9 protein-coding genes are annotated in these 20,410 nt (G+C 62.7%); 4 read left to right on the top strand and 5 right to left on the bottom strand.

Annotation, left to right across the window (positions count from 1 at the left end):
- Positions 1-13 precede the first annotated feature (13 nt).
- Together G7Y31_RS01345 and G7Y31_RS01340 are read right to left on the bottom strand one after the other, a co-directional pair.
- Complete coding sequence (locus tag G7Y31_RS01345) at positions 14-1,540, bottom strand: IS1634 family transposase (protein WP_425321658.1); 1,527 nt, start codon at positions 1,538-1,540, stop codon at positions 14-16.
- A 285-nt stretch (positions 1,541-1,825) separates the two neighbouring features.
- Entirely contained in the window at positions 1,826-3,304 is a 1,479-nt protein-coding gene (locus tag G7Y31_RS01340; RefSeq protein WP_165011231.1) for an RNA-binding domain-containing protein, read from the bottom strand.
- A 665-nt stretch (positions 3,305-3,969) separates the two neighbouring features.
- Between G7Y31_RS01340 and G7Y31_RS01335 the strand changes: the two genes are divergently transcribed.
- The 3 genes from G7Y31_RS01335 to G7Y31_RS01325 all read left to right on the top strand — a co-directional run bounded on the left by G7Y31_RS01335 (position 3,970) and on the right by G7Y31_RS01325 (position 16,849).
- Positions 3,970-5,679, top strand: coding sequence for a long-chain-fatty-acid--CoA ligase (locus G7Y31_RS01335; protein ID WP_165011230.1), 1,710 nt, complete (start codon positions 3,970-3,972; stop codon positions 5,677-5,679).
- Positions 5,680-5,976: 297 nt separating this feature from the next.
- Positions 5,977-15,186: a type I polyketide synthase gene (locus tag G7Y31_RS01330; protein ID WP_165011229.1), complete on the top strand. Its 9,210-nt coding sequence runs from the start codon at positions 5,977-5,979 to the stop codon at positions 15,184-15,186.
- A 499-nt stretch (positions 15,187-15,685) separates the two neighbouring features.
- Entirely contained in the window at positions 15,686-16,849 is a 1,164-nt protein-coding gene (locus G7Y31_RS01325) for a Fic family protein (RefSeq protein WP_244977417.1), read from the top strand.
- Between the two features lie 384 nt (positions 16,850-17,233).
- On the opposite strand, the gene G7Y31_RS01320 is transcribed toward G7Y31_RS01325, so the two are convergent.
- Positions 17,234-18,298 (bottom strand): HNH endonuclease signature motif containing protein, encoded by a 1,065-nt coding sequence (locus G7Y31_RS01320; RefSeq protein ID WP_196823590.1) that lies wholly within the window; start codon positions 18,296-18,298, stop codon positions 17,234-17,236.
- Between the two features lie 94 nt (positions 18,299-18,392).
- Complete coding sequence (locus G7Y31_RS01315; RefSeq protein ID WP_165011067.1) at positions 18,393-18,596, bottom strand: hypothetical protein; 204 nt, start codon at positions 18,594-18,596, stop codon at positions 18,393-18,395.
- Positions 18,597-18,737: 141 nt separating this feature from the next.
- On the opposite strand from G7Y31_RS01315, the gene G7Y31_RS01310 reads away from it, so the two are divergent.
- Positions 18,738-19,196, top strand: coding sequence for an S-ribosylhomocysteine lyase (locus G7Y31_RS01310; protein WP_165011065.1), 459 nt, complete (start codon positions 18,738-18,740; stop codon positions 19,194-19,196).
- Positions 19,197-19,225: 29 nt separating this feature from the next.
- On the opposite strand, the gene G7Y31_RS01305 is transcribed toward G7Y31_RS01310, so the two are convergent.
- A complete protein-coding gene (locus tag G7Y31_RS01305) occupies positions 19,226-20,410 on the bottom strand; it encodes a UDP-N-acetylmuramate dehydrogenase (protein WP_165011063.1) in 1,185 nt (394 codons plus the stop codon).

Here is a 20,410-nt window from a genome sequence, read left to right as displayed (position 1 = left end):
TTTAGTGCGGAAGTCAGGCTTGGGTGATGGCGTTGAGGAGTTGTTGGACGTCAGGGGGCAGTGGTGTGGCGGCGTGGATGGTGGTGCCGTTGAGTTTGAGTTCGAAGGTTCGGTATTTTTTCAGGGTTCGTACCAGGCGTTTGATGCTTTTGCCTGTGGCCGTTTCCATCATCTGACTGATTGCTAGAGCGGCCATGACGATGTTGAGGTGGGCGTTTATAGAGTCTTCGGTTCGCGCGTAGATCGGGCGGGCTTTGAGATCGGACTTTGACATTCGGAACGATTTTTCAATGTTGAGCAGATGTCTGTAGGCGCGGAGCACCTCGGGTGCGGGCATCGATGTGAGCGTCGTTTCGTAGCCTTTAATCCCAGCTAAGGCCCTATGTTTGGTGGCCAGTTCGTAGTTGACCTTTTTATTTGGGGCTTTGAGATCGATGTATCGATTACGTTTGATCGCTACTTTGCCTTCTACTGCTCGGGCAGCCTTGGCTAGCTGCTCGTCGATGCCGCGCACTGTTCGTCGAGCCCGATCGTAGGAGTAGTGAAAGTGAGTAACAGAATCCGGCTTGCCTGTTGTGGCATGGCGTCGATCTGTGTAGGAAGGCTGGGACCATATTTGCCCGTGAGTGTAGTCCTGGCCAGGATGTTCCTGTTTCCACTGGGTGATCACCTCAGGCAGGGAGGGGACTTTGGTAGAAAGGATGTAATCTAGCCCCGCCTCAACGATAGCTGTCTTGTTCTCGGCTGAAAACATGCCCGCATCAGCAACAATCGTGACGCGGTCGAGATTGTACGCAGACTGAAAAGCCCGGATCATCGGTAACAACGTGTGCGTTTCGGCTTTGTTGCCTTCATAGGCCCCGATATGTAGTGGGAAGCCCGTGGCATCGGTTAGCAGGCCTACCAGGATTTGAGGTTCGACTCGGCGTTCTTTCGAAAAGCCGGATTTACGCAGGTCATCTGGAGTATCAGTTTCGAAATACAGCGTGGTCACGTCGTATAAGACGAAGCTTCCTGCACCGATACCAGCATGGCGAGCTAAGGCTTGAGACAAAATCTCACGAAATGACTCTGTAGCGTAGCTGGCTAAATGCCGTTTGATTGTGGCATAAGTGGCACTTACCACGCCAACTTCGGCCAAAGTCTCAATCGAATCCAGCTTGGAACCTGGCTGAATAATCCGCGCGCGAACTAGATTGGCAAAAACCTGGTCGCCACCAGTGGCAACATCAAATCCAAGCCGCTGGTAGCACGAGTCAATGCACTCTAAAAGGACACCAGCCTTTTGGGAACTCACCGGTAACGGATTGTCTTTCGACCCACTACCTGCAGGCGCATTCCTATCGTCAAGCCCTAAATCGAGGCAGAGTTGATCCCCATCAATCACGCGTTGAGCTTCAGCTTTCAACAACGCTAGCTCATAGTCATCGTGGGCAGAGCCGATATGCTTCATCGCCTTTTTACCTGCACGTTCTTCTAACACCACCTGCACAGCAGTAGCACCTGAGGCGGTGGTAACGGTACGAATATACGGGCTCACAAAAATCACATTACAACCAACCCCGCCCCCTACCCCCTTAGTGCGGAAAAACCCGACCCCGCAAGACCAAAACTGCAGGCCTACGTGTCAAGGGTTAATTTAATCACACCCTGATGAGCCAAGTCAGGCCACCGAAGAAAAGCAATAAAGCGTCAAATAAACTCGCGGGACCACTACCTGTAGTTTTAGGGGGATCAGGGCCGAAATTGAGCCAGTTTAGCCGGATTTCGAGGTAACGAAGCAAGAAAGATCGCCACCAGACTCTCAAGCCAAGCCATTAGCTCCTCACGCTGCCCAGTTCGGAACATATCGACGCGATCGAGGTCCGGCTTCTGGGTCATACAGTCGAATGAGATTTTCGTCGACTGTAGCCGAAAGCAACCGGGAGACTTGCGCAGCGTGGCTACTATCGAGTCCAAATCGTGCCCGAACTGACGCATTATTGACTGGCTGGGCCCGCAACAAGGACAAGCACGTATGCTGGTAAACCGCCTGCATACGTTCCCTCATGCTCATCATTGAATATGGGCGATATGCACTAAGCGAAACCACTGTTGAACCATTTACCCGAACAAGAGCTGGGGGGAAATGCTCCTCTTCCAGGGACTGCACAATCTTATCCCAGCCGCTGCCCCGCTGTTCGACGAAGTATGCACGACGGAGAGCCTCGCCCAAACGCTGATTTCGGGAATCCGAGACGGCGTCGATAAAGCGATCCGGATCCACCAGAGGTGTGCCAGGATTAGCCACCTCAATTCTGTCAGCAAAAACCGAGATGGTAACAAACTTCCCAGTGTCATTTAAGTCTTGGTGCAAAAGCGCATTTGCATATACTTCACGGAAGGCAATTGTAGGCAACGTAGGGACATCTATCCTGCGACCCGACCGACTATCGTAGCCTTCTCCACCTGGAGCGGTGGCAGATACCAATTCAATCACCCTTCCGAAACTAAGGGCGTATCCCTGGTCGAAGCGCTTCTCACGCTTAAATGTGTCGGTCGACTCGCCGCTATAAAGAAAAATACGCGGCTGATAGCTATTCAGACCATCGAAACTCGACAAATGCTGCGCGTACATGAGCGCCGACCACAGGGGTATACCCCAGCCATCCTCATGGGTATATGTCACCGCACCATCCCGCCGCATAGTCTCCACCAGAGCTTCACCTTCGAGGTGCAACAGTTCCTTTCGGTTCATCACGAACGCCTCCCGGCTGAGCAGTTCCAGAATGTCACTAGACTCCAGGTTAGAAGCCACCAATTCACTTTCCCTCGAGAACTGTTGCAACTTCAGCCAAAGTTGCCGCTCTGCCTGCGGGTTCTTAATGAGGTTCTTATTATAAGAATCAATTCGGATATAACGCTTATCTTCAAAGGTTAGCGGAGCCTCGCGTGCCGCTGGGACCCGCAAGATCACGACCCGTTTCCCGTCAATCTCCAGAGAGTCAAAGGTGAGATCTATCTTAGGGCTGATCTTTTCGGTCAGCCACGGCTTCAAGTCAGCATTCCCCTTTCCCTTGGCAGCTTCCCAATCGAAGGTTGTACCGACTATCTCTCCCGAATCACTAATCCCCCACAGCAAATATCCCGCGGGCTCCCCACTCAGGCAGGCCGAATTTCCCAAGGCGCTGACGTATTCCGCAATCCGCGCGCCCTCCCTCAGGCCGTCCTCCTTGAACTCAAGCCAGGGTTGCTCCCTACCCACATTAATCAGCCTGCGTACCCGTGACTCAAGCTCTGCACGTTGTCGTCGTGAACTGCTCATCTTCGGCCCTTTCTTCCCCAAGGAGTTACGGTTGATTTAACCAGCGGTGCAATAAAGCGTCAAATAAACTTGTAAGCCTTTCAGCTGCAGGTTTCGGAGAATTCAGGCCGAAATCGACCCATTTTGACCAATTTTCGGAGCAATGAATCAATAAAACTCGCATCCATCCCGCCGCCAACTCGGGCAATCCTGCTACGGCGTCACTGAAGGCTACTCCACCGCCGCGACACCGCACGCCACCTCACCACCCAAGCCGAAATTAGTAGACCCACAAACGCAGAAAAGCAAGAAAGCGTCAAATAAACTCGCAGTCTCTCTACCTGCACATTTCCGAGAATTAATCCCAAAGCCAGCCCATTTTGGCCAGCTTCGGGCGCAATGAGTCAATAAAACCTGACTTGGCTCATGGGCATATGGTTGATTTAACCCTTAACGCGTAGACCTGCCGTTTTAGGCTTAGACCAGAGGAGATTTCCGCACTAAGGGGGTCATGCAAAGACCAGCCCGCCCGCCCGGGGTAATGGAACGCGGGAGGAGGCGGGGGCATCGGCAGACTAGGCTACGCGAGCGTAGGTAGACTACTGGCATCGGCGCGGCGGATGGTCGCACGTGTCCAGATCCTTATAAGATATTGCAAACTATACGCACGATGGAAGGAAAGACCCATGTCAGCATATGAATCCAAGGCCTGGCTGCAACACTACGGCGAATGGACCCCGCACCACCTGGACTACGGGGACACCACGCTGGTGGACGTCTACCGCGACAACCTGGACAAGCACAGCGAAAGGGCAGCGACCTGGTTCTTTGGGCGTTCGCAAACCTACGCGGAGCTCGACGTGCAGGTGCGCGCCGCGGCGGCGGGACTGAAGGCTTTTGGCATCCGCCCTGGAGACAAGGTAGCTATCGTGCTGCCCAACTGCCCACAACACCTGGCAGCGTTCTACGCGGTGCAACTGCTGGGAGCAACCGTGGTGGAGCACAACCCTCTCTACACTGCGCATGAGTTTGAGGGTCTCTTCGCCGACCATGGCGCCCGTGTGGCTATTGCCTGGGATAAGACCGCGGCAACGCTGGAGCAGCTGCGCGCCACCACGCCGCTGGAGACGATTATCTCCGTGAACATGATCGAGGCCATGCCGCGCACCAAGCAGTTGCTGCTGCGCCTGCCGCTGCCGCCGGTGACCGCCAAGCGCGAGCAGCTTTCTGTGAGTGCCCCGAATACAGTGCCGTGGTCTGCGTTGATTGGCGCGGCCATTGGCGGTACGGGCAAGGAGTTGGAGTATCCGGAGGTATCCCGAGAGGACATCGCGCTGATTCTTTACACCTCCGGCACCACGGGTGCCCCCAAGGGCGCAATGTTGTCCCACGGCAATTTGGTCTCCAACCTCATCCAGGGCAAGGCCTGGGTGCCAGGCCTGGGCGATAAGCCGGAGCGCTTCCTGGCCGCACTTCCCATATTCCACGCCTATGGCCTGACCATGCTGGCCACGCTGGGCGTCTACGTGGGCGCGGAGCTGGTCATGCTGCCCGCGCCGCAGGTGCCGCTGATTATGGATGTGATGAAGAAACACACCCCCACCTGGGTGCCGGGGGTGCCCACGCTCTACGAGAAGATTATTGCCGCTGCGCAGGAGCAGGGCGTGGCCATCGAGGGCATTCGCAATTCTTTCTCCGGCGCGGCCACTTTGCCGGTGCGCACGGTGGAGCGTTGGGAGGAACTCAGCGGCGGCCAGTTGGTGGAGGGCTACGGCCTGACGGAGACTTCCCCGGTCCTGGCTGGCAATCCCATGAATGGCCAGCGCCGCCCGGGCTACATTGGGGTTCCGTTTAGTGATACGGAAATTCGCATCGCCAACCCGGATAATTTGGATGAGACCATGCCGGATGGCCAAGAGGGCGAGCTGCTGGTGCGCGGACCGCAGATCTTCCAGGGCTACCTGAACAACCCGGAGGCCACGGCCGCGGCTTTCCACAAGGATTGGTTCCGCACGGGCGACATGGGCGTGATGGAAGAAGATGGCTTCATTCGCCTGGTCTCGCGCATCAAGGAAATCATCATCACCGGCGGCTTCAACGTCTACCCAGCGGAGGTGGAGGAGACCATCATGGACCACCCGGATGTGGTGGATGTGGCGGTGGTGGGCCGCCCGCGCGCCGACGGCTCTGAGGACGTGGTGGCGTGCGTCATCCTGCGCGACGGTGCTGCTTTGGACCCGGAGGGCATGAAGAGCTTCGCCCGCGAGCGCCTGACCCGCTACAAGGTTCCGCGCACCTTCTACCACTTTGAGTCCCTGGCCAAGGATCAGCTGGGCAAGATTCGCCGCCGCGAGGTACAGGCTGACCTGCTCAAGCTGCTGGAGACCCGTTCCTAGGTTTCGCGTGGGCTTCAGCTTGCCGATGCCCCCCCCCCTGCCCGCACCGTGCGCTCGTGTTCCGCGCGGTGCGGGCGCGGGATTTTTCGGGTGCAGGGCGCCCACAACACGAAAAAGTTGAGTAAATCCTCACATTTTGGCCCGTCGTGCAGCTAACCTACTCCCAAGTAGGCTACGGTAGCGTAATTGCGTCTTCATTTGTTGCGCGTAGCAAAGCGCGGAACGAGGGAGCGCAGGACTTTCAGCACGGGGTGCACGCCCGCACCCCTCAAAAGACCGAGGAAGACCGAGGAACACATGTCTTTGACGCCACTGCAGTCCCTGCTCGACGCCCCGCAGCCGCCCGCCATCATCTTCGCTGGCCAAGGTTCGCCTTGGCAGGAGCAGCTTGCCGATGTCGCCGCAGCCCCCCACACTGCCGATGCCCTGCGCGCCACCCTACGCGCTGCCCGCACCGCCACCGGGCCGGTGGCTCGCCAGATCGCCTCCACGTGCCCGGGGGTCTTTGAGCGCCTGGAGGCCATCATCGGCGGCGACGCCACCGCCCGTCCCGAAGATGCCCTGCCGGCCTACTCCGTGCCCGGCATTGTGCTGGCCCAAATCGGCATCATCGAGCACTTCCGTGAGCTGGGTTTTGACCCGCAACAGCTCCCGGCCGCCGGCCACTCCCAAGGCTCACTGGGCGTACTCGCCCTGCGCGACCCGCAGGAGGCCCTGACCCTGGCCGTGCTCATGGGCACGGCCGCCGCCGTGGTCCATGGCGCTAGCGACACCCGCCCCCACATGCTGGCCGTGCGCGGGCTAGACACTGACTTTATTGCCGCCCACCTCGCAGGCGATGCCGCAGTGGCGGTGCGCAATGGCCGCCGCTCCTTCGCGCTTTCTGGCACCCCAGAGGATTTGGAGGCCACTCGCGCCCAGCTAGAGGCCGCGATCGCGGAACACAACGCCGCCCTCGAGGCACGCACCCACGGCGGCGACGAACTCCAGGCCAACTTCACCCCACTGCCAGTCGCCTTGCCCTTCCACCACCCCAGCCTGGCACCGGCGGCGCAGTTGACGCAGGAATGGGCGCGGGAGTGCGGCATCGGCAAGCACAGTTTGCCGGAGGACATCCTGGTAGAGCAGCATGACTGGCCCCAGGAACTGGCGGCGGTGGCAGAAGGCACCCGCTACCTGCTGGCCACTGAGGAAGCCCTGGCGCGGCTAAGCGCACCGCTGGTGCACGGCAGCGGCACGGCCGTGGTGCCGGTAGCCACCGCCGCCCAGCGCGACGGCCTGGCCACCCCGGGCAATGAACTGCCCGGCGCGGTGGACTACCGCGACTTTGCCCCGCGGCTGGTGCGTCTGCCCGGCGGCGGCACCTACACCCAAACCCGCCTATCGGACCTGACCGGTCTGTCGCCCATCATGCTCGGAGGCATGACGCCCACCTCAGCCGACGGCGAGATTGTGGCCGCAGCCGCCAACGCCGGCTACTGGACGGAGATGGCCGGCGGCGGCATGTACTCCGAGGAGGTCTTCGCCGCCCACCGCCAGGTCATGGAAAAACACCTGCGCCCGGGGCGCACCGCCCAGTTCAACACCATGTTCTTCGACCGCTTCCTATGGAACCTGCAGTTCGGGCAGGCGCGCATTGTGCCCAAGGCCCGCGCGGCCGGCGCGCCGTTTAATGGCGTGTGTATCTCCGCCGGTATCCCAGAAGTCGACGAGGCCACGGAGCTGCTCGCGCAACTCCACGCCGACGGCTTCCCCTACATCGCCTTCAAGCCCGGCACCGCGGCACAAATTCGGGCGGTGCTGCAAATTGCAGCGGCTAACCCAGATGACCACATCATTATCCAGGTCGAAGATGGCCACGCCGGTGGCCACCACTCCTGGGTCAACCTCGACGACATGCTGCTAGAGACCTACGCGCAGGTGCGCGACCACGCCAATGTGGTGCTGTGCGTTGGCGGCGGCATCTATTCCCCAGAGCGCGCCGCGACCTACCTGACCGGCCAGTGGTCACAGGATTACGGCCTGCCGGCCATGCCAGTCGATGGCGTATTCATTGGCACGGTGGCCATGGCCACCAAGGAAGCCAAGGCCACGGATTCCGTCAAGGAGCTGCTGGTATCCACCCCGGGTATTTCCCTGGAGGACAACGGCGGTTGGGTGGGCCGCGGGCAGGGCACCCAGGGCGTGGCGTCCTCCCAGTCGCACCTGCTGGCCGATATTCACGACATTGATAATTCCTTCGCCGCCGCCTCGCGCCTGATCACCTCCCTTGATATTGAGGATTACGCGACCCACCGCGAGGAGATCATTGCCGCGCTGAACAAGACAGCCAAGCCCTACTTTGGGGACGTCGAGACCATGACCTACGCGCAGTGGGTGGAGCGCTTTGTGGAATTGGCGTACCCCTTTGTGGACCCGACCTGGGATGACCGCTTCTTTGACCTGCTCCACCGCGTGGAGGCCCGCCTGCACAGCGCAGACCACGGGCAGATTGAGACCCTCTTCCCGGATATTGCAGGCGTTGCCGATGCCCCCGCAGCCGCCGCCACCCTGCTGGCGGCCTACCCGCAGGCCGCGCACACCACGGTCTCCCCGCGCGATGCCGCATGGTGGATCACCTTGCACTACAAGCACGTCAAGCCCATGCCGTGGGTGCCAGCCATTGATGGCGACCTCAAGGTGTGGTTTGGCAAGGACACGCTGTGGCAGGCCCAGGATGAGCGCTACACCGCAGACCAGGTGCGCATTATCCCCGGCCCCGTGGCCGTGGCGGGCATTACCCGCAAAAATGAGCCGGTAGCTGAGCTGCTGGGCCGCTTTGAGCAGGCCACCACCGATGCCCTGGCTGCCGATGGCGCCCAAGCCGAAGAGGTCTTCTCCCGTCTGCGGTCCGCGCGCACCGCAGAGGAATTCTTGCGCAACGCGCCGTCGCTGCTGTGGCATGGCCACCTGATGGCCAACCCGGCCTACGCCATGGATGAGGACGCCTTCGAGCTCAGCCAGGACGCCGAGGGCAACTGGAACATCGTCATCCACGCCGACTCCTACTGGGATGAGCTGCCGCAGGGCCAGCGCCCCTTCTATGTGGAGTCTGTGACGGTGCCGGTGGATTTGCCGGAGGATGTGGCCACAGGCGGCTCGCCGGTGGTCTCTGAGGAGCGCCTGCCGGCGGCAGTCTATGAGCTGCTCGAAGGCCTCGCCGGCGTGGGCTCCGTGGCCGAGCAGGGCGATGAGATCTCCCAGATGCCGGTCATTGATCCGGATTCTGTGAGCGAGTCCGCTCCCTTCGGCCAGGCCCACTACTCCTTTACCCTGCCGGCTTCGTTGCTGCACGCGCACACCAACGTCACCGGTGCGGCGCTGGAGAACACCGAGTCTGCCGGCCCGGTGCCGGTGGGCACCCCGGATGTGCTGGTGGGCCCGTGCTGGCCGGCTATCTACACCGCGCTGGGTTCGGGCTTGCTGGAAGATGGCTACCCCGTCATCGAGGGCCTGCTCAACGCCGTGCACCTGGACCACGTGGTGGATGTGCGGGTGCCGTTGGCACAGCTGGCTAATTCCCGGCGCATTAACGTGACCTCGCAGTGCTCCAGCATTGCAGAGTCCGTCTCCGGCCGGGTGGTCACTGTGGACTTGGAGCTTGCCGATGCCGCCACCGGTGAGGTGGTTGCCACCCAAACGCAGCGCTTTGCCATCCGCGGCCGGGCCCACGGCAACGCCGCGCCGGTGCCGGCGCCGCAATATGGCGGCGGTAAGTCAGCGGAGCTGATTGAGGCCACCCCGCGGTCCTTTGTGGACCGCGGCACCGTGACCGCCCCGGCGGATATGACGGCCTTTGCGCTGGTTTCTGGTGACTACAACCCCATCCACACCTCCTATAACGCGGCGCAGCTGGTGAATCTGCGCGCCCCGCTGGTCCACGGCATGTGGCTGTCTGCCACTGCCCAGCACCTGGCTGCCAAGCACGGCACGGTGGTGGGCTGGACCTACTCCATGTATGGGATGGTGCAGCTCGAAGACACGGTGGAAATCACCGTCGAGCGCGTGGGCCGCAAGGGCATCCACGCCGCTCTGGAAGTCACCTGCCGGATTGATGGCGAGGTGGTCTCGCGTGGCCAGGCCTTGCTGGCGGCTCCGCGCACCGCCTATGTCTACCCCGGCCAGGGCATTCAGGCTGTGGGAATGGGCGCTGGCGATCGCGCTGCCTGCCCGGCTGCCCGCGAGGTCTGGCGCCGCGCTGACCGGCACACCCGGGAGAACTTGGGCTTTAGCATCACCCAGATTATTGATGAAAACCCCACAGTGCTCAACGTGCGCGGCACCACTTTCCGTCACCCGCAGGGCGTGCTGCACCTGACGCAGTTTACCCAGGTGGCCCTGGCGGTGGTGGCCTACGCCCAGACTGAGCGCCTGCGGGCCGCCGATGCTTTGGCCCCGGCGAGTGCCTCCTATTACGCCGGCCACTCCCTGGGCGAATACACCGCCTTGGCGTCTTTGGCCAACATCTTTGACCTCGAGGGCGTTATTGACATCGTCTACTCGCGCGGTTCTGCGATGGGCTCGCTGGTCCCGCGCGATGCCGAGGGCAACTCCGAGTACGCCATGGCCGCACTGCGCCCGAACTTGGTGGGTGCTGACGCCGCTGACGTGGACGCTTATGTCGCCCGCGTGGGCGCAGACACCGGCGAGTTTCTGGAGATTGTCAACTACAACATCCGCGGCCAGCAGTACTCCGTTGCGGGTACCAAGCGCGGCCTGGCCGAGCTGGTGGCCCGCGCTACCGCCGCCCACCCGCGCGCCGCGGTGCTGGTGCCGGGCATTGACGTGCCTTTCCACTCGCGGGTGCTGCGCGATGGCGTGCCGGCTTTTGCTGAAAAACTGGACCAGCTGCTGCCGCGCGAGCTCGACCTGGATGCCCTGGTAGGCCGCTATATCCCCAACCTAGTGGCACGTCCCTTCGAGCTGACGCAGGAGTTCGTCGACGCAGTTGCGCCGCTGGCTCCGTCGGGCCGCTTGGATGGTCTGCGCGCAGAAACGCTCAGCGAGCAGGAGCTAGCACGCACGCTGCTTATCGAGCTGCTGTCCTGGCAGTTCGCTTCCCCGGTGCGCTGGATTGAGACCCAGGAGCTGCTCTTCGAGCGCGTGGAGCAGATTATCGAAGTCGGCTTGGCGTCCTCGCCGACCCTGACTAACTTGGCTACGCGTTCCCTCGATGTTGCCGGCGTTCCGGCTGGGCGCATTGCTGTGTTCAATGTGGAGCGCGACCAGGATCAGGTCATGTTGGCTGACTCCCGCCCCGCCCCTGCCGCTCCCACCACCGACTCCTCTGACTCCTCCGCGGCTACAGCTGGTGCGCCTGCACCAGCTGCCGATGCCGCCACCCCGGCTGACTCCGCGACTACAGCTGGTGCACCTGCACCAGCTGCCGACCCTGCCGATACCGCCGCTCCTGCTGCCTCCGCTGCTCCAGCTGGTGCGTCTGCACCAGCTGCTGGCGGCGGATCTGGCGCGGATGCCCCGGAGTTGGCCTTTGGCGCCGCGGACGCCATCGACGTGCTCTTCGCCTTCCAGAACAAGATCCGCCGCGAGCAGATTCTGGCCTCGGACACCATCGAGGAGCTGACCAACGGCATCTCCTCGCGCCGCAACCAGCTGCTCATGGACATGTCCGCGGAGCTTGGCGTGCCCGCCATCGACGGCGCCGCCGATGCCGACGTGACCTCCCTGCGCGAAAAAGTCACCACCGCTGCCCCCGGCTACAGCGCTTTTGGCTCCGTGCTTGGCGATGCCGTCGCCGCCCGCCTGCGCAGCCTCTTCGGCGCCGCTGGCCTCAAGCCGGCCGCCGTGGCTGACCGGGTGACCGGCACCTGGTCCCTGCCCGCTAGCTGGGTGGCCCACGTCGAAGCCGAACTACTGCTGGGCACCCGCGATGAGGATTCCGTGCGCGGTGGAACGCTAGCCACCCTGCCGACTGCGGTCAGCAGCGCCGCCCAGGCCCACGAGCTGATCGATGCCGCCGTCCAAGCCGTCGCCCAGGCCCACAACGTCTCCGTCTCGCTCAACTCCGGCGGGTCCAGCTCCGGTGGTGCCGTGGTGGATTCCGCCGCACTCGATGCCTTCGCGGACACCGTCACCGGCCCCGATGGCGTGCTGGCTTCCACGGCCCGCCACCTGCTGACCCAGCTGGGCATCACCGAACCCGAGGAAGCCGCTGAGCTTCCCGATACCACCGCCATCGACGCCATCGAAGCCGAACTCGGCTCCCAGTGGCTGGCCTCGGTCACCCCGGCCTTCGACGCCGCCCGCGCGGTACTCTTCGATGACCGCTGGGCCAGTGCCCGCGAAGACCTCGCCCGCGTAGCCCTGGGCCACGCAGACCTGCCGGTAGCGCGTTTCCAAGGCACGGGACAAACTATCGCCAAGCAAGCAACCTGGTGGGCAGCCCAGGACACCGTCTCTGCGCCCGTGCGCGAGACCCTGCGTGAGATCGCTCAGGCCGCCACCGATGCCCCGGCTGCCGAATACAGCCAGGACATCGCCCTGGTCACCGGCGCGGCCCCTGGTTCGATTGCCACCGCCCTGGTCGAAAAACTGCTCGCCGGTGGCGCCACCGTCATCATGACCGCGTCCTCCGTGACCCAGGCACGCAAGGAATTCGCCCGCCAGCTCTACGCCACCCACGCTGCACCCGGCGCGGCCCTGTGGCTGGTCCCGGCCAACCTATCGAGCTACCGCGACGTCGATGCCCTGGTCGAGTGGATCGGCTCCGAACAGCGCCAATCCGTGGGCAACGAGGTCAAGATCCTCAAGCCGGCCCTTATCCCCACCCTGGCCTTCCCCTTTGCCGCACCGTCGGTCTCCGGCTCGCTGGCGGAAGCCGGCGGCCAGGCCGAGTCCCAAACTCGTCTGCTGCTGTGGTCGGTTGAGCGCACCATCGCCGGGCTCTCGCGTCTGGCCCAGGCCGGCGTGGACACCCGCTGCCACGTGGTGCTGCCGGGCTCGCCCAACCGCGGCACCTTCGGCGGCGACGGCGCATACGGTGAGGTCAAGGCCGCCCTCGATGCCATCGTGGCCAAGTGGCACGTCGAAGCCGGCTGGCCCGCGGGCATCACCTTGGCCCAGGCGATTATCGGCTGGGTCTCCGGCACCCACCTCATGGGCGGCAACGACGCCCTGGTGCCCACCGCCGAAAAGAATGGCATCCACGTGTGGACCCCGGAGGAAATCTCCTCCGAGCTGCTCGCCCTGGCCAGCCCGGATGCCCGCGCCCAGGCCGCCGAGGCTCCGCTCAGTGCCGACCTCACCGGTGGTCTTGAGGGCGTCTCCCTAACTGCCCTCGCTGCCGATGCCGCCGCCGATGCCGCCGCTACCGACGCATCCACCGCGGCCGACTCCGCAACCGCATCCGACGCAACCACCGCAACCGGGACTGCAAGCGCACCCACGGGGGCATCGGCAAGCACCATTGCTGCCCTGCCCAGCCCCGCACGGCCGGTACAACCTGGCCTGGACGGGGGCATCGGCACGGTAGCCACGGACCTCGAAGACATGGTGGTCATCGCTGGCATCGGCGAAGTCAGCTCTTGGGGCTCCGGGCGCACCCGCTTCGAAGCCGAATACGGCATCCAACGCGACGGCTCCGTGGAACTAACCGCCGCCGGCGTGCTCGAACTCGCGTGGATGATGGGCCTGGTGCAATGGCGCGAAGACCCCCACCCCGCCTGGTTCGTGGGTGATACCAGCGAAGAAATTGCCGAGGAAGACATCTACGCCCGCTTCCGCGACGAGGTCGTTGCCCGCTCCGGCGTGCGCACCCTCACCGACAAGTACCACCTGGTAGACCAAGGATCCATCGACTTGACCCCGGTGTTCCTTGACCGCGACGTCACCTTCGCTGTCGCCTCCGCTGAGGAGGCACACGACATCATCGACGCCGACCCCGAGTTCACCACCGCCACCGAAGTCGACGGCGAATGGCTGGTCACCCGCCGCCGCGGCGCCACCGTACACGTTCCACGCAAGGCCACCCTCACGCGCACCGTCGCCGCCCAAATGCCCGACGACTTCGACGCTGCCAAATGGGGGATCCCCGAGCACATGCTCGACGCCCTCGACCGCATGGCCGTATGGAACCTGGTCACCGCCGTGGACGCCTTCATCAACGCCGGCTTTAGCCCCGCAGAGCTGCTGCAAAGCATCCACCCGGGGCAAGTGGCCACCACCCAAGGCACCGGTATCGGCGGCATGGAATCCCTGCACAAGGTCTTCGTGTCGCGCTTCCTGGGTCAGGAGCGCCCCTCCGACATCCTGCAAGAGGCGCTGCCCAACGTCATCGCCGCACACACCATGCAATCGCTAGTCGGCGGCTACGGCTCCATGATTCACCCCATCGGTGCCTGCGCCACCGCCGCCGTGTCTATTGAAGAAGGCGTGGACAAAATCGCCCTGGGTAAGGCCGACGTAGTGGTTGCCGGCGGCATCGACGACGTGCAAGTTGAGTCCCTGACCGGCTTCGGTGACATGAACGCCACCGCGGAGACCGCCGCGATGACCGCCCAAGGCATCGACCCACGGTTTATCTCCCGCGCCAACGACCGCCGCCGCGGCGGATTCCTCGAAGGCGAAGGCGGCGGCACCGTGCTGCTGGTGCGCGGCTCGCTTGCCGCCGAACTGGGCCTGCCCGTGTTGGGCGTGGTCGCCCACGCCGCTTCCTACGGCGACGGCGCCCACACCTCCATCCCGGCCCCCGGCCTGGGTGCGCTCGGCGCTGGCCGTGGCCGCGAGAACTCCCGTCTGGCGCGCTCCCTGCGCGGACTGGGGCTCAGCCCCAACGACGTCACCGTGCTGTCCAAGCATGACACGTCCACCAACGCCAACGACCCCAACGAGTCCGAGCTGCACTCCCTGTTGTGGCCGGCGATTGGGCGCGACGCGGACCAGCCGCTGTTCGTCATCTCCCAGAAGACGCTTACCGGCCACTCCAAGGCGGGCGCTGCACTGTTCCAGACCGGTGGAATCCTGGACGTCTTCCGCACCGGGCAGATTCCGGCCAACGCGTCCCTGGACTGCGTGGACCCGCTGATCGAGGCCAAGGCCAAGAACCTAGTGTGGCTGCGTTCCCCGTTGGACGTCGGCGCTGCCGACCGCCCGGTCCTGGCGGCCGCACTGACCTCCCTGGGCTTCGGGCACGTGGGCGCGCTGCTGGTGTACGCGCACCCTGGCGTCTTCGAGGCCGCTGTCGAGCAGCAGCGCGGCGCCGAGGCTGCCGCCACCTGGCGTGCTCGCGCCGAGGCCCGCTTGGCCGCCGGCCACGACCGCTTCGAGGCCGGCATGCTGGGGCGTGCCCCGCTGTTTGAGGTCATTGAGGGCCGTCGTCTGCCCGCCGGCTCTGCCCCGGTGGAGATCCCCGGCTACGGCACCGTCGCCGCTGACAAGGCCGCCGAGATTGCCATGCTTCTCGATGCCTCCGTCCGCCTCACCCCCGAGGGCACCTACCCCAGCGCCTAGCTTTCCGATGCCGCCCAGCCACCAGCTGCCGTACTGCGTCGCTTGGGTGCGCCCAGCTGCCAGCCGTGCGTAAGCCACCGGTGAGTGCCCAGTAAGGCAAGGCCCGTGTCCCCTTCTTTTATGGGGCGCGGGCCTTTGCCATGCGCACCGGGCGGGATGAGCCTGATTAGCCAGCGTGTACTGGCCGCAATGCCTTTGCCATGCGCACGGGGCGGTGCACTGAGCACGGGAACAGGTTAAGCCCTAACCCAGCAGACTACTCACGTAATCCACCTAGATAACTCTTAACCTAGTAAACTGCTCACGTAATCCACCTAGATAACTCTTAAGGTGGCACCCCAAGCAGACAGTGTATCCACGCAGGCAGTGCATCCACGCAGGCAGAGTATCAAGGAGTTGATAATGGCCCGGCACGTTAAGTTGCACTGGATCCCGATTGATGGCTCCGGACTCTCAAGGCGGGACCTACCATGCCTTCGTTCCCGATACTCTCGCGTCATTGGCTGTTAGACTTCCTGCTGAGCTCTCGCAGCGGATCGTCCTCGTCGAGCGCACTATTCACCGACTGTCGGCTTACAATAACCCTTTGTCGCTGGAAGCCGTTTTCCGGCTACTTTTACGTTCCGAGGCTGTAGCGTCCTCCCGCATTGAGGGCTACGCGCCTAATTCGGACAAAGTAGCCATGGCAGTCCTCGCTGGCAGTTCTTCACAGCACATTGCCGGTTTCTCGGCCGCTGCGGCAGCCGTGGCGCGCAATGTCAGTATCCTTAGCGACCTTAACCCTCAGCTCGCTGATAAGGATGTACTCGAGCTCGAAGATTTCATCACCATGCAATCCAGCCTTGTCGCGGAGACTCAGCTTAAAGGAATTCGCCACACCCAGAACTGGATTGGTGGTTCGAACTACCACCCATTGACGGCTGCATTCGTACCACCACCTCCAGAGGAGGTTGAAGGTCTTCTCGAAGACCTCCTCACCTACCTCAACGGTGCAGACCACTCCGCCTTGGTGCAGGCTGCACTCGTCCATGCGCAGTTCGAGACCATTCATCCCTTCCCGGACGGAAATGGCCGTGTAGGCCGAGCGATGATCCACACTGTGCTCCAACGCCGCGGCCTGACCCAGGCTGCAGTCCTGCCCATCAGTATGGTTCTGGGAACTCTGAGTGACCGTTACGTTGATGGCCTTACCGCCTTCCGAAACGGAGAGGTGCTCGACTGGATAGCCTTCTTTGTCGATGCCGCTGAAATCGCAGCGGAGAAGGCCGCCCAAATCGCCCAAGATGTCGCCGCATTGGAGGCTGATTGGACCGATCGGGTCAATGATTACCGCAAGCAGCAGGGACTGTCGCGAGCTCTACGCTCCGATTCCACCGAATCCCGGGTACTTGATAGTCTTCCCTCCACTCCCTTGGTCACGGTGGCGAGCGTCCAGTCCCTCCTGGGCACTTCATCCACTGCTGCTGCTCGCGCTGCGTTGGAGTCACTGACTGAGTCCGGGGTCCTGCGAAAGAGGAGCATCGGTCCGGGAGGCCTTCAAGGTTATTTCGCCGATGATGTCTTCCGCCTTGTCGACGATGCCGAGCGCCAACTAGCCTCCACGCAATTCGACACGCGCCTCTCCCCACCTAGCCGCCAGAACGTGCCGAAGCACCGCGAGTGAGGCTAGCCGCCCTGCCCACACTGCGCGCTTAAACCCATTCCGCTCACCCCTAACCCCTCCGGCTGCCTGTTTTCGACTGCCGTGGGACTGTGGGTGCTGCGCTGTCGCCGCCTATTGCGCCCCGCGTTGCCTGCCCGCGCTACTCGTTGCGCTGGGTTGCGCCGCTGGCTTGGAGCGCTACACCGACTATTGCGCTGAGCCCGCACGTCTAGCCCCTCCGGCTGCCTGTTTTGGCCGCCGTGGGGCTGGGGTCTTGCGCGGCGCCGGACTTGAGCGCTGCGCTGCTTGCCGCGCTGCTGGTTGCGCTGCGCTGCGCCGGACTTGTGCACTGCGCTGCTTGCCGCGTCGCGCTTGGCGTGCTGCCTGCGCTGTGGGCGCGGGGGTTTAGTTGGTGGGGCTAGTCGGCACTGGGACACCACCACCAGGTGACTGCCAAGCCACCTGCCCACCAAGCCTTGTCATCCGGCCCCGCCGGACGGGCACTCCTCCTGGCGGGTGGTCCTCGTTGGCACCATTATGGTGCGGGCATAACACTGTCAGGTTCCTGATGTTGGTTTCCCCACCATCAGCCCACGACGTGATGTGGTGGACTTGGCACTTATCAAACGGCACGTGACAGTCCAACCACGCACACTCAGGGCTCTCCGCAGCAAGGAGTAGGCGCTGCTTGTCGGTAGCAAAGCGCTCCATACGGTAAACATCCACCGGACCGTGCACCCGGCTTAGGATTGCGACAAACCCATGCTTGAACAAAATGCGCTGGGCTAACTCCGCCCCAGTCATCCGCGCCCCATTATTAGCCCGAACAATAATGTCCGAATCGGCGCCGGCAGAGTCTGCACCGGTGTGGTCGCATTCGTTAACGGCGAGCAGTTTGGCGAAGGTATCCAGCTGCAGGGTGATCATGGGGATGTAGTTCAATCGCCCGGCTCCACCTTCACCGCGTACTAGGTTAAGGAAGCTTTCTGCCGGGGCGGATTGGTCGATGGCATCGTAGACATCGGTAAGGTCCACATCGCGGGCGGTAATCGACATGGTGGCTGTGCCGTTGGCGTAGCGGCGCATGGTGACTTTTTCTACCGGGGTGTCATCCTTTGGGTTCCATTCTCGGCGTAGTTTGCGTGCCACAGTGGTGAATTGGCCTGCGGGTGTGGCGCACAGTTGTTGGCGCATTCTCCATTGTTGGGTGGTTTTGGTTTTGGTGACTTCGCGTTCTATTTCTTGCATGGCGATAAGCCCGTGGCCGTGGCGGCGGGCGCCTTTAATAGCGCTCCTTTGCCGCCGGGAGGGCTGGCCGGGCCCGTAGTACAGGCGGTAGAGGCGCACCAGGAACTCTGCGGTATCTGGTGCAACACCTAAGCCCACCAGGTCTGTGGTGGTGGCATGCTCTAGCTGTGGCAGTGCGTCGATGACGCTGCCTAGCAGGGCGGCGATGTTGATCTCGTTCATGGTTTTGACGCTAAGGCGATTGTGCAACCCTGCGCAAGGGGAATTTTGGGAAAACCCGAAATCTGTGGATAACTCTGCGAAAATGTGCACTCTATTAGACAATTGTCGAAGAATTCCACAGGGAGAATGCCACAAACGTGACATAATCTAGCCCCGCACGAGCAAAGCGGGGGTGCTGACGCAGCCCGGCCCGGCCATAAGACAGCGGCGCACACGCGGGAAAAGGGGCCACAAACCGAGCTGCCCCGTACACGGGCAGACAGCGGCGCACGCGGGGAGGGGCTGCGTGTCGAGTCATGAAAGACAAGCGTGGCGCACGGGCGGACTACGGCACGCGAGAAAGATGGGAGCCACTGGTTCAGTCTGGACCGGCGGTAGGTGGTGGCGGGTGAGGGAGAGGGGCATCGGCAAGCTAGGCAGGCGGGATAAACTGGTGGCCATGACCAAGAGCAATGTGGAATCTTTTGACCTCGACCACCGGCTAGTCAAGGCGCCATATGTACGCGTTGCCGGGCGCAAAGAGCTGGGCGGCGGGGTGGAAATAATCAAGTATGACCTGAGGTTCTGCCAACCTAATAAGGCGCACCTGGAGATGGCCACCGTGCACTCCATCGAGCACATGATGGCGAACTTCATGCGTGATTACACCGATAAGCTCATCGGGTTTGCCCCAATGGGCTGCCAAACCGGGTTTTACGCGATTACCAACAACATGGAACAAGACGAGCTGCTCAGCGCCCTCGAAAGCGCGCTCAATGACATCCTCAACGCCACTGAAGTGCCCGCCGCCAATGAACGCCAATGCGGTTGGGGCGCCAACCACGATCTTGCGGGGGCACAAGCTGCCGTGCGCAACTACCTAGCGCACAAGGACGAATGGTTAGAAGTCATGGCGTAATTGCGAACGCGCGTCATGTTAAATGCGCGCTAAATGCTCACGCCGAGCCAGATGGGTTCCGGTTCCAGCGTCACGCCGAAGGCGTCCTGGACACCGGAGCGAATCTCCCGAGCGAGGGCAACGATGTCCGCCGCCGTGGCACTGCCCCGGTTGGTCAGCGCCAAAGTGTGCTTCGTGGACAAGGTCGCAGGGCCCGAGCCCGGGTAGCCTTTGGCAAAGCCTGCGCGCTCAATGAGCCAAGCAGCCGAGAGCTTCTCCAACGGTTCGGCGGTATTAGCGCGAGTGGCTGCGGGTTCGGTGGATTCTGGCGCTGAAGGAGTGGCAAGTGCTCCCTCAGCGTCGGTGGAAGCGGCGGGGAGAGGGTGGCGGGGCATGCGGGCGGCATCGTCCTCGCCGTGCGTGTCGCGGACGCGGGCCTGGATGGTCTCGGCAAGAGAAGCCGGCACGATGGGATTAGTGAAGAAGGACCCCGCGGACCAGGTGTCATGGTCGGCGGCGTCGAGGACCATGCCTTTGGAAGCCCGCAACGCTAGGACCTGCGCGCGGACATCGGCAACCGGACGTCGCTCCCCCGGTGTTTGCGTCAGCTGGCCAAAACGCAGCGGCGCAGACAAACCATCGGTGCTCAAATGCAGCTCAATGGCCAGGACCACGCCGCGGCCGGTGAACTTCAAGTTGGAATAGCGATAAGCCAGATCCAGAGCGCTCGCGGGAACCCAGGACGCCTCACCGGTGGAGGTGTCGTAGAGATAGACCTGGGTGAGGACATCGGCAATCTCGGCGCCGTACGCGCCCACGTTTTGGACCGGCACTGCCCCCGCATGCCCCGGAATGCCGGAAAGACACTCGATGCCGCCTAAGCCTACGGCCACGGCGGTATCCACCACGTCATCCCACACCACCCCGGCCTCAGCGCGCACCAGCCCGGAAGCCACGTGGACGTCCAGCGCGTCGAATGCCAGGCGCACCACCACAATGTCTTGCGGGCCATCTGCCACCAACAAATTAGAACCACCGCCCACCACCAGGTAGCGCACGGATGCCTGGTCGAGGAGGCGGAGGGCGGCCACGGCGGACTCGGCAGACTCGCAGGAGACAGCCAGGGTTGGGGCGCCACCCACGCGCAGGGTGGTCAGCTGCGCAAACGTGGTAGAAGTATCCACACTAACCCCGTCGAGGGCGGCCAAGCGTTGGGTCAAAAATTTATCAAGCAC

This window comes from Corynebacterium lizhenjunii, assembly GCF_011038655.2.
Classification (GTDB): domain Bacteria; phylum Actinomycetota; class Actinomycetes; order Mycobacteriales; family Mycobacteriaceae; genus Corynebacterium; species Corynebacterium lizhenjunii.
This window is presented reverse-complemented; position numbering and strand designations above follow the sequence as displayed.